This is a genomic window from Pedobacter sp., assembly GCF_965227205.1.
Classification (GTDB): Bacteria; Bacteroidota; Bacteroidia; order Sphingobacteriales; family Sphingobacteriaceae; genus Pedobacter.
On the sequence record NZ_OZ245727.1, the window covers coordinates 4,265,576 to 4,282,035 of the forward strand.

Below are 16,460 nucleotides of genomic sequence, written 5' to 3' on the forward strand. Positions count from 1 at the left end.
TTATTTAAATAATATGGCGATTAAACTAACAATTCCAGTTAGTGCTGAAGCAATTGTGGTAATCTCTGCAAAGCCTAATTTGTTTTTACCTGTTTTTTCTGGTACAATTATTTGGCTACCAGCGGTTACTTTAGGGTAGTTTTTGATGAACAGGAATGTCTTTACAGGTGCATTAATGCCGTTAGGGTATTTGATATAAGCACCCTTTAATCTTGCATTTTCGGTAATTCCGCCAGCTGCATCAACATAATATTTAAAGTTGGAATTGGCATAGCGTAGTAACTGAGGATTGTTAACTGATCCTGTAACCTCAACAAAAGGTTCATTTTTAGGTATAAAAAGGCTATCTCCAGGCATTAGTATTGTTGCTTCTGCAGATTGTCTTTTACGCTTTCCGGTTAGGTCCATATCTACTCTTACACCGTTACGGTAAACCTGTGTATTTTCAAGAGAGCCAAGTGGCGTTACACCACCAGCACGTTTTATAAACTCGATTCCCGTTTCGTCTCTTCTTTGTTGGGCGTAATCTCCAGGGAATAAAACTTCTCCACGAATTTTAACGTTACCAATAGAACGGTAATTAACTAATCGAGGTACATAGATGTAATCTAAAGGCTCTAACAAAAAGTTTCCATCTTGAGAAGAAAGAGCTGAATCTAAGCTTAGTGTAATGATTTTTACCAGTTGATTTGATAAAGTATCGGAAGTGTCTTTAATCAATCTTGATATTTCAATTCTGTGGTTTGCTGCATCATTTGTAAAACCGTTTGCCATGTTCACTACATCTGCAACGCTCATGCCTTTTCTGTATTGAAATGAACCGGGTGCTTTTACATGACCACCGATACTGATAGACGATTCATCTCGCAAACTCTTCGTTGAAGTGACAAATATAGAATCCTCTCTCATTAAAACGATATCGTTATCTTTTCCAGACATTACATTTCCAAGATTAAAGGATATCATTTCCTTTTCTAAATCTGGCTTTATACGTTTAATATATCCGTTCCCTAGAGCCGCGTCTTCTCTTAATCCATCAGCTTTAGCAATTAAAGTTTTAAGACTTAAGCCTTGGCTCAATTCAAAAGTTCCCGGTCTGTAAACTGCGCCATCAATTACCACTCTATTGGCAAACCTTTCTAAAATAGCACCGAAGTAAACAGAATCTGCATTTTTTAAAGTATAGCGATCAAACATATCTGCTGAAATGTCTTTAACACTTCGCTCTTTTTCACCAACTTGAGTAACCTTAGCAATTCCTTTGTATGCTAAATCGCTAAAACCTCCAGCATAGGTAATTAAATCACTTAAGGTTTCAGAATTTTTAAGTTCGTAAACACCTGGCCTTTTTACTGAGCCATCAATTGCCACACGAGTGGTGTATACTGGTATCCTAATCACATCCTGATCGCGTAAGCTTACATTATCCGTTTGTATTCCTTTTTGAAGAAAACTATATAAGTCTACAACCTGAATAACCCTATTATTTCTAATTAGTTCAATTTTACGAAGTGAGCCGCGATTTGTTGGTCCACCACTTTGATATAAGGCATTAAATAATGTAGAGAGTGATGAAACCGTATAAGTTCCAGGTGTATTGACATCACCAATAATGGTTACTCTGATACTTCTTACCGTTCCTAAATTTACATTTAATTTTGTTTGTCCAGAGGCCAAAGCCGGGTAAGCTTTAACCATTTTAGAGCGAATTTGCGATGTTGCCTGCTCAATACTCAACCCATTAACATAAACTAAGCCTGCATAAGGAATTTTAACATTTCCTTCTGGAGATACCTTGGCGTTTGTAGTGCTTTCATTTAAACCTGTTAATAAAATTGATAGTTCATCATCAGGACCTAAGACATAGCTTTTAGGTGTCGCAATGCGAATATTTGGTTCGAATTTAAGATTAGGATTATTAAAGAATTCGTAACCATAAATCGGGCTACTTTTTTTAACCGGCTTAGGTTCGCTAGAGCGAGTAGTGTCTCTATTTTTAGGATCTTGTGCTTTTACTACTGTTGGTTGAGTTGTGTTTTTAGCTGTTTTTCCACCGGATTGAACTTCGGCTAAGCGCTCTTTATATTTATCAACTTCGGCAGGGTCCATGCCTTTAGCTACTAAAATCTTTATGGCTTCGGCTTCACTAATACCCGAAGCTTCAAATCTTTTCGATATTTCTAATATTTGTGCGTCGGATAACTGTTCTACCCTTACCTTGCTTAGGTTATCGGTAGATATGGTTTGTGCGGATAATTTTGCTAATGGTAGTAAAGCAATTAGAATTAGGGCACAAAAGATATTTTTAAAACGCATGTATTATAAAATTTTAATTTTTATTAATCGCAAATATAAGTTAAAATAGTAAATGCTGAGGTGCATTAATTGCTTCAACATTATGCATTAAACGAGTTGTATTATTAATGTTGATTCCTATTTGGGCTTTCGCCAATAAATATCCGCTCCATAGTTTGGCAATAGGTTAAAAATTGTGTGCAGTAAAAGATTTCAGCATCCCTAAAAATTTCTCTTTATAAATTTTACTCTCGGGAAATAGTATTTTCATTTCTTTTAATGTAAGTAGCCGAATTTCATCTATGTACTGCTTTGCATAGTCTTTATCCCATTTATGCCCTCTACTTATTTTGGTTTTTGTTAATAGAGAAAATAGGGTTTGTTTTGGTAGGAATTGTACAAATGGCAATAAATAATGGGGCTCTAGAAAGAAAAACCTATTTGGAGTCTGGATAAAATGATAGCGACCAACACGTTTTACTTCCTCGCTCATCTTCCGCTGATTTTCAAAGCTGTATAGATGTTCGATAACTGAATTTGAAAAAGCTACATCATATTCGTTATCTTTTATGTTCTGTAAATTTGTAGCATCACCAACAATAGATGATATATTTTTAAATTTCGCTCCTTCGGCTGCCAAATTAACCAGAGTGATATCCAAATTCGGATTATTATCCATGCCCATATTTTCCCAATAAGATTGAAGGCCGCCAACATCTAATATTTTAACGGGAAGGGTATTGTTTTTTTCTTTCTCCTTACATAAAGCCTCCAAATTTTCAAATAAGAAAGAGAATCTTTTGCGCCTAAATTTGTGTCCTAACGATTCTTTTTCGGTAGATGAAGAGAAAATTTTAAGAGAATTCATAAAAGTTTTTTTTATTTTAAGATAACCAGAACAGCTTAGTTGTTAACTGGCTAATCTTGAAATTATTTGTTTAATCGGCGTGTTATTGTTTTTAAAATATGCGCAACTGTATGTTAAAACAAATAAAGTATTTTTAAGGGCAAATATAAGTTAAAAAATCAAATGACTAATTTTTAGATATATTACTTCATTATTAGTAATTCAATGTTAAATCAGTATGAAAATTTAATTATTTGAGATCATAAGTTTGGTTAATAATATTTAGAATAGATTTTGTAAACATTTTTAGCGAGAACAAAGTCTCTATCCTTACCTTGGCAAGCTTACCCATTTCAGATAATTGCTTTTCATTTGTAATTAATTTTAAAATTTTTCCGGCTGATTGTTGAGCATTGTTGTAAGGAATTAAGATTCCGGTTTCGTTATCAGCAATCATCTCACAAGCGCCTCCATGCTTGGTCGCAATTACTGGTTTGGAACTTGCCATCGCCTCTAAAATAACGGTTGGGAATGGATCTGGACATGTTGATGGCAAAACAAAAACATCCAGAGAATTTAAAATATTTGGGATGTCTGTTCTGTAACCGATGTAATGTATTGCTTTTTTTAGATTTTCATTTTCTATCCGATTTACCAATTTATCAACTAAATGCTCATTTCCGGGGTAGGCATCTCCTGCAATTACAAATTTAACGTTTGGTTGTTGCTCTAAAATTAGTTTTGCAATATCAATAAAATAGTCTTGTCCTTTCCAATGATTTACTCTGCCAATCATTCCAATTAAGAAATCATTATTGTTCAGGTTTAATTCCTCCTTGAGTAATCCTTCGTTTTGGCCATAAATACTTGTGTCGATGCCATTGTAAATTCTGGTTATGGCTTGCTTACGGATGTGTTTTTCCCAGTGCTGTTTAACTGCATTTGAAACGACAATGATATTATGACTATATTTTTCTATCAAAAAACTTAAAACACTGGTGAAAATTTCTGGCTTGGCTATAATTTCGTGTATATGCCAGATGTGTTTAATTTTTTTCCTCTTGGCTAAAAATGCACCAATTAAAACGCCGGTGGTGTTGGAGTAAAGGATATCAATTTTTTCATCGTCTATCAATTTACTTAGCACGTTCCAGGCTTTGCCGGTAACGTTTATCCGGTTCAGTATTCCAGGGATTGAAAAATATTTCCTTCTTAAGATGCCTAAACGAATAATTCGAACTTCTACTCCAAGTTTGTTCAACTCATCTACAAGCTCGCCGGTTTCGGAAAGTACGACTATGGGCTTATGATTATTATCAGCTAAGATTTTAGCAACAATTGATAATATTTTACTTCCACCATAAAGATCTGACGAGGTGCCTAAAATTAGTATATTCATCTGTTTATGCGGATGGTGTAGTTTTCGCTTTTTTAAACACTTCTAACAATTCGTTTGCTGTTTTCTCCCAAGAAAAATCAACAAGTCGATTTCTGCCACTTTCAATAAATTTTGCCCGCAGTTCTTGGTTATCCAATAAATGAACAATGTTTTTAACTAAATCTTCAGGATTGTAAGGGTCAAAGGTAATAACTGCATCACCACCAACTTCTGGTAAACAGGTGTTATTTGCAACCAAAACTGGCAGGTTATTTTGAAAGGCTTCTAATATCGGTAATCCAAAACCTTCGTTTACAGAAGGGAAGAGATACAATTCAGCATTTCTATAATACCAGGATAAATCATCATCCTTAACATAACCAGGCATAATTACATAGTCATGTAAATTATATTTATTAACAACCTCAAAAAGTTCTTGACTGCCATTTGTAGGGTTTTTTGGGCTAATCTGCCCACATAATACCAATGAATAATCATTGTAACCCTGTTCTCGTAGCAGGTGCAAAGCTTCAACTAAGTAACAAAGGTTTTTTCTTTTTTCGAAAGTACCAATGTGTAAAAAGTATTTTTTGGTTTTTAAATTTAAAACTCCGGTTGACAGCGAATGATTAGAAATCAGTGTTTTTGGCGCTTCCGGAATGGCAATTATTTTGCTTTCTGCTAAACCTGAATAATGTGCAATTCGCTCCTTTGCATATTCGGTAGGTGCAATAACATATGCTGATTTTTTGGCAGCACTAACGCCAAGTGTATGAAATATTTTACGCCAAAGTTTATGGTAATGCTCGGGGTATTCCCAAAAAAAAGCATCGTGGAAGACGGGAATAGTTTCGTAACCGAGTTTTACATAGGGAACGAAAAAATCTGTACAAAAAATAATATCACAACCTCGTGTAAGTGCTAAAATAGGGATTATAATCTGTTTCCAAATAGAAAACCTCAAATGTTCAACTAACTTAAGTAACTTGTTTTTGCCACTATAAATTGGAAATATTGTATCGAAAAAGTAGAACTTAAATCCTGGTCTATCTGTTTGAAAAGCCCTGCAAATTTCTTCTAAATAAGTTTTAGTTCCGGTTTTCGCAATTTTTAAATCGCGAATATCTATTCCTACAACAATATTTTTCCCCTTCACTATTTATTATTTACTAATTTAAACATCTCTTCTTTATAGGCTGTTGTAATTTTATCCCAATTATATTTGTCTGTTAAACCGGTACTCACAATCCCTTTCAGGGCTTTAACTTTTTCGGGTACGTTTTCCAAATTTTCTAAAGCAAGTGAAACGGCATTTTCATTCTCATCAAATAACACTCCAAATTTACCATCACTTAGCATTTCTTGATTGAAAACTGTATTAAGGGCTAAAATAGCACAATTATTAACCATTGCTTTTAGCATAGCAGGGTTTGTACCACCAAACTTATGACCATGAATATAGGCGTAAGCGTGTTGATACATAGCCATTAATTCTTGCTGATCTTTTATGTACCCCGTAAGAATAAGTCTATCATTTTGCATCGATTTCAAATCAGATGCGTATTTATCGCTATACGGGACATCGCCAACTACAACTAATTTCTTTTTAGATTTCGACTTTAAGAAACCCTTAATTATTAGGTCAGCGTTATTATCAGGGATTAAACGACCAACAATAAGGTAGTAGCTTTCTTTCTCTAAGCCTAATCGCTGCAATCCCATTTCTGAAGCTGGCTTAAAAGCGGGTGCGCCATAAGCTATAACTGTAGAATCTGCCTTAAATTCTTCAAGATAAACCTGTCGCATGGCTTCTGCATCTGTAATGATTTTATCGTATAATTTAGTCGCCAATTTAGCTGCCCAATAAAAGTATTTTGCACCTAGTCCTTTCCATTTCGGTCTTAACCATTCAAGGCCGTCGACATTAATCATGGTTTTTTTACCGGTAATTTTAGGTATCCATCCCATAGGTCCGGCAGCAAGATTTACAACCAGTAAAACATCAGCTTTGCTGAATGTTGCATGCACAATAGACAGAAAAGAATGGATAATTTGATTTAATGATTTTTGAGGTAAAGTAGGGATGTAATGTAATTTTATACCATTTACTTCTTTTGGAAATTCGGTAAATAAGTTTTTTTGGCAATAGATATGTACTTCAACATCATGAGCTATTAATCGCTCACTTAGTTCTTTAACAAAAGTTTCGAATCCACCGTACACATATGGGTAGCCTCTCGAACCTATAATTGCAACTCTCATCTAATCTTTCTATAGGGTTTTTAGTTTATTGATGATTTTTGCGTTTTTGTTAAGTATAACATAAAAAATCTATTGCGATGCAGTTTATGCAGGGCATAAAACTACATTAAATCATAAAATTAATAACATAATCCTCAATTGGATTTAAATGGCAAAACTAAAAAAATATTATCAAGAAATACTTTTACCTAGGAAGGATTTACAGTGTGCACGTTAAATTAGTATGTTTTATGACTGATTTTCTTCAACAGCTAATTCTGTGTAGTTTTTTTAACCGCAACTTTGGTAGAAATCATGCTCACAAATAAACCAGATAAAAACCACATTAAATATGATGTATAGGCGGAAGTTTCAATCTCTGAGGTTAAGGATGGTATGATAAAGCCAATCCTAATAAGAACGATTACTAAGCAGATTTTCTTTTCTTTTCCTTCTAACCTATAAAACCATTTCATGCCTTCTTTAATTAAGCAAATATAAACGGCAAGGTATAGTAATAATGCAATTATTCCTGCTTGTACGCCAATTATAATATATTGATTTTCTCCTCCAATGTTTCCACCTAAAGTTCCTCCAATACGCCCAGAAGTACCAAGTCCTAAGCCTAAAGGGCTTGATGCGATAGCTAAAGCACCTTCAACCCATTCAACAACATGGCCTACACTTGATGGGTTGCTGAAGTTTAAAGTGCCGACGATAACCATTTGCAAACCATCATTCTGATCCTGTTCTTTAGCAAAGAGGTAAATAATATATACAACCACTAATATGCTGCATACATGAATGGTATTAATGATATACTTTCTCTTAGTAAGCAAAGAATAAATGTAAACCAGTATAAAGTAGCTAACAAAGGCTGATCTGGATAATGCGAATACGATTGAAAATAAGCTTGCCCCTAATGCTAAGTACCCAAAATTGTCGAGCTTTATTTTATAATCATCGGTAGTGTAAAGTGCAGCAAGTACAGAAATTGCAATAATTGTAGCAGATCCAAATTCAAGTGGATTAGCAAAAATACTAGCAAAACGCTTATAGCCGCCTTCCGATTCGAAAGTCCAGGTTAAACCATAATTGCCACTGGGCTCAAAATTAAATAGATAGAAGTTATAGTCAGCGTAGCCAGTTCGGGTTTGTAAATGCTGATTGGTTATCATTTCACTTAACAATACAACGGCGGCTGCAATTGAAAGGAAAAGTATGTAATGGAAGTATTTGCTTAAATAAATTTCTTTTGGCTTAAATAATCTTCCACAGAAATACACAACAGCAAAAAATGATAAGGTTTTTAAAGCCATTACCCTATTAACAAATGCCTGCTCACCTATAGGTAATAGTGCATAAATAACTGTGTACCCAAGAAAGGCAATGATCATGTAATCTATATAATGCAGCCTTATTCTTGTTTTTAGATTCCAGATGCTATAACCCAAAATCAGAAAGATGGATAGCTCCTTGAATGCCTGGAAATAAACAATCAGGCTTTTAAAGCCTAACATGAAAGTGACAGATAATGCCGTTGTATATATTGAAAGGCCGAAGATCAGGAAAAGCATAAGGCCATCCTTTTTACCTCTGATAATCTCAGACATGGCCAGGGTAAAAGCGCACAGATATACCAGTGGAAACAGTATTATCATGACCAAATGGTATTTAAAGGTGTAAATAATCCCTCTCTTATACCTTTAATAATATAAGCTGCTTTCTTTTTCCTTCTCCGAAGAATGAAATAGCAAAATAATGCAGAATAGTAGATTAGATTATTTATGAAAATAAATGGAAGGAATAATGCATTTCCATATCGGCGTAAAAACCATATTTTATTTCTGCAATTGTAGAAGTGTATTATCGGACTTTGAGTACCCTCGCTATTTCTTTTTTGTTGTCCCGATGCTCCAGCTTCATGATAAATTTTTGAAGTTGGTAGATAATGTAGTAGCCCTAATTTTTTTAACCGGTATGATAAATCTACATCTTCGTAGTAAACGAAAAATTTACTATTTAGTAAACCAGTTTTTTTCAAAGTATCATTCCGCATAAACATGCAGCAGCCTGTTAGCCAATCCACTTCCTCAACTGCTTTTAAGGCTTGCCTGCCCTTACTATTCTTGAAATAGGTGTCGCCTAGTATTGTATTATAAAAAGATCCGCCATTCCATAATTTATCTTTTTTATGAAGAAAATATATCGCCGGCTGTACAGCTACCACATCTTCATTTTTATCTAGATGATTTACAAGTGGCGTTAAAAAATCCTCATCAGCTTCAGTATCATTATTCAGTAGCAAAGAATAGGTATAGCCATTATTAATGCTGTATTCAAGCGCTCTATTATTGCCTTCTGCAAACCCTAAATTCTCTTTATTATCAATGAAAATATGTTGATTTGGAAAGCGTTTTTTCAGGTAGCTTAAAGAATTATCAGTAGAACCATTATCTGCAATAATAATATCAAAAAGTGTATAGTTACAATACTGCATGATGGTTGCAACACACCTTTCAGTGTGTTTTGGCGTATTCCAATTCAATAATATCAGTGCTACTGACTTCGCCATCTCTTTTCTGATTTTTTAATTAGATACTCATAGATTATTAATGCAGTAATCTCAATGGTAAAAGTATAAATTCCAAACCATTTGGTTGGCAGAAAACTAGTGATTACCCATGTAATTAAAAATGCAAATGCAGCTAAAACGATGGCTGTTTTTGATAAAGTTGTATTTTCTTTCTTGATTAACAGTTCTATAATATTTAATGAGTTTAATGCTGCAATGGTTGGCACAAGAGCCATCATTTTCAAAAAGTTCGAAGCAATTTCATTTGCAGTACCCGACAAAATCAAAATAATCAAATCGGAAAAGATAAATATGCCGACAGAGAGTGAGAAGAAAGAAATCGTTATCAGCTTTCTGAATAAACTTTTGTATTGTTGCCACGCTACGTTTCCTTCAGCAAAAATCTGCACTGATTTAGGGTATATTGCCATTGATATAGAAATGATTAGCATTCTGATACACCATATTACCTTGTCGCATAGGGAATATGCACCAAGGATAATTGGGACATGAATTTTCGCTAAAACGAATATCATTATCGATTGCTGTAATTGTACTGAAGCGTTATTTATTGTTAGGTGGAAATTATCTACGGCGATTTTTCTTATATCAATCAAGGCTGGTATTTTGAATGAAAAATATTTTTCTTTCAAAATTGTAAACAACAAATAGGCGAAAACAAAGCAAGAGCATGAACCCAGAATTAGGTTAACCAAAATTGTATCCTGTTTGCTCTGAATTAATAATACAATTAGAATTAAACTTAAAACTTTTGAGATAAGGTTTGCCAGGTTGTAGGTTTTAAGTTTTTCAATTCCGGTAAAAAAGAATAATGGGTTTAAAACCTCAGCAATTACCAATGGCAATGCCCAAATTATGTAATTAAAATACCTTATCTGAATAAAGGAAAGCCCTACCAAAAAGATGATGTAGGCAATAAAAATTAAAAAACGGATAGAGATGATTTCATTAAAAACATTACTCTGCTTTGTTTTATTATCAATGTTTTCTGCAATATCTCTTATACCAGATTGATTAGTGCCGTAATTAATAAGTGTTGCAGCAAGATTAGAAAATGTATTTGCAAAAATAAAAATACCAAATTCTTCTATACCAATTTTTAATGTAATTATTGGATAAAGAACAGACATCAGTACTACATTCGAAACCTGAATAATAGATAGGTTTAGGAAGTTTGCAACTACTTTTTGCCCTTTTAATTTAATTAATGAAGACTTTATTATACTTTTCAATACAGACGTGTAGGTTGCAAAAATAGAAACAATTATTCATCATTCGGAAAAATGATTCTATTTTGATCATGTTTATACATAGTTATCAATTTTTAGCACTAATTGTTGGTTCTTTAAAACTTTATATATTTGCAGACTTTAAAAATTTAATCATCTTTTTAAAAGATATTTAACTTATAATTATAATGCTAAAGAAAGTTGCCTGGCTTATTGATATCTTACTAATTCCATTTGTATTTTCTGCAGCAATAGTTTTAAGAATCGTTAAGAGAGTTCGCATTCAATACCTCCCAATCACTAAATCTATTTTGTTAAAGATTGGTGTTTTTCCAATCACCGATCATTATTACGAACCTCTTTTTAATAACAAACATTTAACAAAGCCATTATCTCAGGATAGAAACTTACCAGGGATTGATTTTAATGTTGAAACTCAATTGGAATTATTAAATCAATTGAATTTTAGTGAGGAGTTAAGTTCAGTAAGTGAAACATACGTTGGCGATACTATTTACAATTTTATGAATGGCGCTTTTGAGCATGGCGATGGCGAGTTTTTATATAACATGATTCGGTATAAGAAGCCTGCAATCATCATAGAAGTAGGTTCAGGTCACTCTACTAAAATGGCGCAACTGGCAATCAAACGAAATAAGGCTGAGAATGCTAATTATACTTGTAAGCATATTTGCATTGAGCCTTATGAGATGCCATGGCTTGAAAAACTAGATGTTGAGGTTATAAGAAAAAGGGTTGAAGACATTGAAACATCCTATTTTAAGCAACTTACTGAGAATGATATTTTGTTTATAGACTCTTCTCACGTTATCAGACCACAAGGTGATGTTTTATATGAATATCTGGAAATTCTTCCAATAATAAATCCTGGGGTAGTGGTTCATATACACGATATTTTTTCTCCAAAAGATTATTTGCACCAATGGGTTGTTGATGAAATCAGATTATGGAATGAACAGTATCTATTAGAAGCTTTTTTAAGCTTAAACAAAGATTGGCAAATCGTTGGGGCTGTTAACTATTTATTTCATAATCATAATAAAGTTTTTGAAGATAAGTTTCCTAGAATAGGCGCTAACATAGAACCTGGATCTTTCTATATGGTTAAAAATTAACCTCAATAAAATATTCGAATACAACTATAATTAATATTTGTTTGAAATAAAGTTGGTATTCCGAATACTTGGCTTGTTTTTTGAGGTAAGGCGGTTGAATTATTGTTATTAATATCGATAATTTTAATACAAACTAATAATCTGTTTACTAAACAAGCTAGCTATATTTGGCGAATTTTACCTAATAAATGATTGAAAGTAACAGTACTTATTTTAAGACAATAAGTATCCTAATAGATCTTCTTCTTGTAAACCTTTCAGGATATCTGGGATATGTACTTACTTATGGTACTTTTGGTATTTCTGATGGAAAAGGCATAAATTTTCTGCATATCCTTCTTATAAACTTTGTTTGGTTTAACGTTACTCAAATTACTCGTCTTTACCAAGAAATGTTCGTTAAAGATGCCATTCCAACTATAAAGCAAGCACTGTGGAGTTTGTTATTCTTTATTGCAATCATTTTTATCCTTGTTGTTTCTTTAAAAGATTTTAGTGTTTCAAATCAACTATTAATCTATACCGGAGTTATTTTTACACCACTTTTTTTAGCCGGAAAAATTGTTTTCTTGCTTTTAAGAAGGTCGAGTAGGGCAAAGCTGATTAATTATAAAAAAGTAGTTATTGTTGGTGCGGGTCCATTGGGCTTAGATTTGAAAAATCACCTTGAAAAAAATACCCATTTAGGCTATAAAGTTGTTGGTTTTTTTGATGATGACCCATCGAAATTAACTCAAAGCCATATTATTGGTAAGGTAGATGAGTGCATCAACTTTGTTAAAGAGAGCAATGTAAACGAAATATATTGTGCACTACCAGATAGGGCATTATCAAAAATTGATACTTTAATGAGACAGGCTGATAAAGCCATGATTCGTTTTAAGCTAGTGCCTGATGTTAAGGACTATTTTAAGAAAAATGTAATGGTTCAGCTTTATGGCCATTTACCGGTTTTAAGTCCTCGTACTGAGCCTTTAGAAATTTTAAGTAATCAAGTAATTAAAAGATTGTTTGATGTTATATTTTCTTTGTTGGTGGTTGTATTTGTAATGAGTTGGTTAGTGCCATTAATGGCGATACTGATAAAGCTTGAATCGAAAGGGCCCATTTTTTTTAAACAATTAAGGTCTGGAAAAGATAACGAATCCTTTTATTGTCTGAAATTTAGGAGCATGTACGTTAATGGTGAAGCAGATACAAAACAAGCCACTCCTAATGATTCAAGAGTTACAAGAATTGGAGCTTTCATGAGAAGAAACAGTATTGATGAAATGCCTCAGTTTTTTAATGTACTTATGGGTGAGATGTCTGTTGTTGGTCCACGACCGCATATGCTTCAACACACAGCAGAGTATTCAAAAATGATAGATCAGTTTATGGTTCGTCATTTCCTGTTACCGGGAATTACAGGTTGGGCCCAGGTAAATGGTTTCCGTGGTGAAACCCGTGCAGATGGTTCTATGGAAGAACGGGTGAAAGCTGATATCTGGTACTTGGAAAACTGGTCGCTTTTTCTTGATTTAAAAATCACCTTTTTAACCATCTGGCAGGTTTTATTGGGGCACAAAAAAGCAAACTAGCATACCTTTTATAATCAGAAAAGGATAAATAAAACATAAAAACAAAATATTTTACGTCCTTTGCGTAAATTTTATTAAAAATAATGTTGATGAAAAAACTAATACTATTCGTAATAATATGCCTTGCGTTTGGCAAATTAAATGCTCAATCCGTCTATCAGCCATATTCCTATCAATTTTATCAGAAATTAAATCGCGAAGTTTACAATCCGGAAACCCGCTTTCACAGTAGTTTAAAACCATTTTTTATTGATGATAGTTTATTGGTTGAACATGGTAAGCAACTTTTAAGTTTAGGTGTTGATTCTAACCGACATTCTTGGGTTGCCAGAAAATTATTCAACGAACATCTTATCGATATTCAAAAGGAAGAATATACATTTTATGCAGATTTCCTACCTGATTTTCAAATTGGAAAGGATTTCTCTGGAAAGCAGAACACCTGGTTAAATACCCGTGGCTACCAAATTGGTGGTACAATTGGTAAGAAATTCTCTTTCTACACCAGCGGTTTCGAAAATCAAGGCAGGTTTGCAAAATACTATACAGATTATGCTAAGGGTATTAATGTTGTGCCCGGACAATCATACAATAGAGATTATGGCTCGAATGCTGGAAAAATGTCTTTAGATTGGTCGTATGTTACAGCCTTAATTTCTTACACTCCATCTAAATATATTAATGTAACGGCTGGTTACGATAAGAATTTTGTTGGTGACGGATATCGTTCACTACTTTTGTCTGATGTTTCCTCTCCATACCCATTCTTAAAATTAACGGGAAATCTTGGTAATGTTCAATACACAGCGTTATGGGCTTCTTTGCAAGATCCAAATATCCCTAAACTATCATATGAAGCGGGTAACCGTAAAAAAGGTGGTGTATTTCACTATTTAGATTGGAACGTTACCAACAGATTATCTATTGGTTTCTTTGATTCCATTATATGGGGGCAAACAGATGAGTTAGGAAATGAAAGAGGTTTTGATTGGGGTTATGCAAATCCGATAATTTTCTTACGTCCTGTTGAAGCGTCAAGTGGCTCTCCTGATAACTCAATGATTGGATTGACTGGAAAATATAAGTTCTCGAAAGAGATTGTTGCTTACGGTCAGTTCTCTTTAGATGAATTTGAAGCAAAAAACTTTTTCTCGAGCAATGGAAGTCCGCGTAATAAATATTCTTGGCAATTAGGAATAAGAGGAGCCGACCTATTCAAAGTTGAAAACTTAAATTATTTACTAGAATACAACACTTCAAAACCATACACCTACACTGGTCGTACACCAATTGTAGCTTATACAGGATATTCTGAGCCATTAGCCCATCGTTTAGGTACAAACTTTAGAGAAGTTATTGGTTTAGCAAATTATTCTTGGAGAAGATTTGACTTTACTGGTCAGTTAATGTATGCAAAATATGGTTTATCATTAAACGGCCAAGATTATGGTAAAGATTTACGTCTTCCCTATTCTGATGCAATTAGACAAACGGGTAACTTTACTACACAAGGTTTAAGAACGGATTTATACTATGCTGAAGGTAGAGCTGCCTATATCATCAATCCAAAATATAATTTACGTTTTGAATTAGGCGGTATTTATAGAAAGGAAAGTAATAATCTAGGTTCTAATAATACAGGCATGATAACCATTGGTCTAAGAAGTTCATTCAGAAATCTTTACACAGACTTTTAGTAATTACATTATTTAAGCCTCGTTGGCTGAGTCGATCAACTTACGAGGCTTAATGTTTTCTCTTGATTTTCTTTAGTACTCAGAAATCAAGCTTTGTCTTTCTCGTTTAGCATTCTTCGACACCCTCCTAACCAGGTTTAACATGAGGCCCGCCGTTGCATTGTCTTAAATTAATTAGTGAGCATATTTACTATCTCACCCTACGGCTGTGCAAGCAGCCTCAAACCATTTAATTTTTTTAATATTTCTCCGGAATGTCATCTAACATGAAATTCGCCATTGCAAAACCCTAGCAAATTCAGGGCTTGTGAGCATATTTCTTATCTCACCCCACGGCCTTGCAAAAGACCTCAATAATTTTTCTATTCTTCTATAACCTGTATGCCAGCTTTCTCTGCCTTATAATTAATTTTGTCTTTAAGACTATAGTAGCTCCAGTTTTGTAGTAAAAAACTATCCTCCCTTGCGATTTCTTCTTTATGTTCCTGGTTAACCAGCAACAAAGTTGCTGCCTTATGTTTCACACAAAAATCAATAACCATCCTGCTATATACATGTAGCTTCTGGTCAACATATCTTTTTTCCATATGCTGGTAATCATCCAGGCTCTTCATCTTTCTTTTCCTGCCGTGACCGCCACGATTGAACTTACTTGCCTTTTTGATTCTGTGAATTGCTGCCTGTATTGCTAATCTACGGTGCAGAAATTCTTCCTTGCTGCCAATAGTCTGTTCCCGATTTCCAATTTTGATTACCACTGGGTGCTCAATAGAGAGTGAGGCTTCAGCAATAATACTTATATCAAGGTTATGCTGCTCTTTTTCAATTTCTACTGCAGCTAGTAGAAACACCTTCCCCTCTGCAAGCTGTAGCTGACTTGTACGAAGTTTCAATTGTCCAAACATAATCTTTTGCAATAGTAGCTTTTTATCTGACTTATCCCTTCCGAGATAAGTCCTGAAGGGGATCTGAAAAAGCTTAAAGCAAATATTTTTATTATCAGGAGTGAGGGTAAATTTCGACATGACTTCAGGGCCAAATGGCATGGGCAAGTTGCGCTTATAATTCCTCAGCGATTTTTCTCCTTTCCAATAGCAATCCTTTTCATTGTTGAAGTTGGTGATAAGGGTATTGTTGAGGTTGCTTAAGATATTAGTCGGTATCTGTCCTTTAAAATGATTGGAAAGTAGTTTATAGGTCGTATTCTGCCTTGATGAATTCAGCATTCCGTTTTCATCTTTCTTTATATCCGCTACCTTAAGCTTAATTTCTTCGGTAAGGTAAAAGAAGTCTTTTATCTGTTCTTGAATGTAGTGGTGGCTCATAATCATATTCGCCGCACGGAAACAGATCCATTGCCAGTTATAAATTTGTTCCCTTGAATGTCTGATAACTTCTTTATCGTCGGAATCGATAAGCAGCTGGATCTTTCGGGTGATGACCATTGTATGCTTTTCCATA

At 34.0% G+C, this 16,460-nt stretch carries 12 protein-coding genes; 3 read left to right on the plus strand and 9 right to left on the minus strand.

All coding sequences use genetic code 11. The features are described 5' to 3' along the window. From ACO05K_RS18505 to ACO05K_RS18540, 8 genes are all read right to left on the minus strand, one after another. Positions 1-2,316 (minus strand): SLBB domain-containing protein, encoded by a 2,316-nt coding sequence (locus ACO05K_RS18505; protein WP_421945891.1) that lies wholly within the window; start codon positions 2,314-2,316, stop codon positions 1-3. Between the two features lie 166 nt (positions 2,317-2,482). Then, a complete protein-coding gene (locus ACO05K_RS18510; RefSeq protein WP_421945892.1) occupies positions 2,483-3,163 on the minus strand; it encodes a methyltransferase domain-containing protein in 681 nt (226 codons plus the stop codon). Between the two features lie 229 nt (positions 3,164-3,392). Next, positions 3,393-4,541, minus strand: coding sequence for a glycosyltransferase family 4 protein (locus ACO05K_RS18515; protein ID WP_421945893.1), 1,149 nt, complete (start codon positions 4,539-4,541; stop codon positions 3,393-3,395). 4 nt (positions 4,542-4,545) lie between these two features. After that, positions 4,546-5,676, minus strand: a complete 1,131-nt coding sequence (locus tag ACO05K_RS18520; protein ID WP_421945894.1) for a glycosyltransferase family 4 protein — start codon at positions 5,674-5,676, stop codon at positions 4,546-4,548. Next, on the minus strand, positions 5,676-6,782 hold the full coding sequence (locus ACO05K_RS18525; protein WP_421945895.1) for a DUF1972 domain-containing protein: 1,107 nt from the start codon (positions 6,780-6,782) through the stop codon (positions 5,676-5,678). Before ACO05K_RS18525 ends, ACO05K_RS18520 begins: the two co-directional genes overlap by 1 nt. 251 nt (positions 6,783-7,033) lie before the next feature. Then, positions 7,034-8,374, minus strand: a complete 1,341-nt coding sequence (locus tag ACO05K_RS18530) for an O-antigen ligase family protein (protein ID WP_421945896.1) — start codon at positions 8,372-8,374, stop codon at positions 7,034-7,036. A gap of 44 nt (positions 8,375-8,418) precedes the next feature. Beyond that, positions 8,419-9,336 carry a glycosyltransferase family 2 protein gene (locus ACO05K_RS18535; RefSeq protein ID WP_421945897.1) on the minus strand — a complete coding sequence of 306 codons (918 nt, stop codon included), beginning with the start codon at positions 9,334-9,336 and terminating at the stop codon, positions 8,419-8,421. Next, on the minus strand, positions 9,321-10,589 hold the full coding sequence (locus ACO05K_RS18540; RefSeq protein ID WP_421945898.1) for an oligosaccharide flippase family protein: 1,269 nt from the start codon (positions 10,587-10,589) through the stop codon (positions 9,321-9,323). Before ACO05K_RS18540 ends, ACO05K_RS18535 begins: the two co-directional genes overlap by 16 nt. A 185-nt stretch (positions 10,590-10,774) precedes the next feature. On the opposite strand from ACO05K_RS18540, the gene ACO05K_RS18545 reads away from it, so the two are divergent. The 3 genes from ACO05K_RS18545 to ACO05K_RS18555 all read left to right on the plus strand — a co-directional run bounded on the left by ACO05K_RS18545 (position 10,775) and on the right by ACO05K_RS18555 (position 14,999). Beyond that, complete coding sequence (locus tag ACO05K_RS18545) at positions 10,775-11,722, plus strand: class I SAM-dependent methyltransferase (RefSeq protein WP_421945899.1); 948 nt, start codon at positions 10,775-10,777, stop codon at positions 11,720-11,722. 188 nt (positions 11,723-11,910) lie between these two features. Then, complete coding sequence (locus ACO05K_RS18550) at positions 11,911-13,302, plus strand: undecaprenyl-phosphate glucose phosphotransferase (RefSeq protein WP_421945900.1); 1,392 nt, start codon at positions 11,911-11,913, stop codon at positions 13,300-13,302. Positions 13,303-13,391: 89 nt separating this feature from the next. After that, the gene (locus ACO05K_RS18555) at positions 13,392-14,999 is read left to right on the plus strand and encodes a gliding motility protein RemB (RefSeq protein WP_421945901.1); all 1,608 of its coding nucleotides are present in this window, start codon (positions 13,392-13,394) and stop codon (positions 14,997-14,999) included. A 362-nt stretch (positions 15,000-15,361) separates the two neighbouring features. Here ACO05K_RS18555 and ACO05K_RS18560 read toward each other — a convergent pair whose 3' ends face one another. Next, positions 15,362-16,459 carry a hypothetical protein gene (locus ACO05K_RS18560; protein ID WP_421945902.1) on the minus strand — a complete coding sequence of 366 codons (1,098 nt, stop codon included), beginning with the start codon at positions 16,457-16,459 and terminating at the stop codon, positions 15,362-15,364. Between the last annotated feature and the right edge of the window lies 1 nt (position 16,460).

Excerpts from the sequence above, each read along its gene's own strand:
- ACO05K_RS18510 (WP_421945892.1), bottom strand. The coding sequence starts at position 3,163 with ATGAATTCTCTTAAAATTTTCTCTTCATCTACCGAAAAAGAATCGTTA.
- ACO05K_RS18545 (WP_421945899.1), top strand. The coding sequence starts at position 10,775 with ATGCTAAAGAAAGTTGCCTGGCTTATTGATATCTTACTAATTCCATTT.
- ACO05K_RS18555 (WP_421945901.1), top strand. The coding sequence starts at position 13,392 with ATGAAAAAACTAATACTATTCGTAATAATATGCCTTGCGTTTGGCAAA.
- ACO05K_RS18530 (WP_421945896.1), bottom strand. The coding sequence starts at position 8,374 with ATGTCTGAGATTATCAGAGGTAAAAAGGATGGCCTTATGCTTTTCCTG.
- ACO05K_RS18535 (WP_421945897.1), bottom strand. The coding sequence starts at position 9,336 with ATGGCGAAGTCAGTAGCACTGATATTATTGAATTGGAATACGCCAAAA.
- ACO05K_RS18505 (WP_421945891.1), bottom strand. The coding sequence starts at position 2,316 with ATGCGTTTTAAAAATATCTTTTGTGCCCTAATTCTAATTGCTTTACTA.
- ACO05K_RS18560 (WP_421945902.1), bottom strand. The coding sequence starts at position 16,459 with ATGGAAAAGCATACAATGGTCATCACCCGAAAGATCCAGCTGCTTATC.
- ACO05K_RS18550 (WP_421945900.1), top strand. The coding sequence starts at position 11,911 with ATGATTGAAAGTAACAGTACTTATTTTAAGACAATAAGTATCCTAATA.
- ACO05K_RS18515 (WP_421945893.1), bottom strand. The coding sequence starts at position 4,541 with ATGAATATACTAATTTTAGGCACCTCGTCAGATCTTTATGGTGGAAGT.
- ACO05K_RS18525 (WP_421945895.1), bottom strand. The coding sequence starts at position 6,782 with ATGAGAGTTGCAATTATAGGTTCGAGAGGCTACCCATATGTGTACGGT.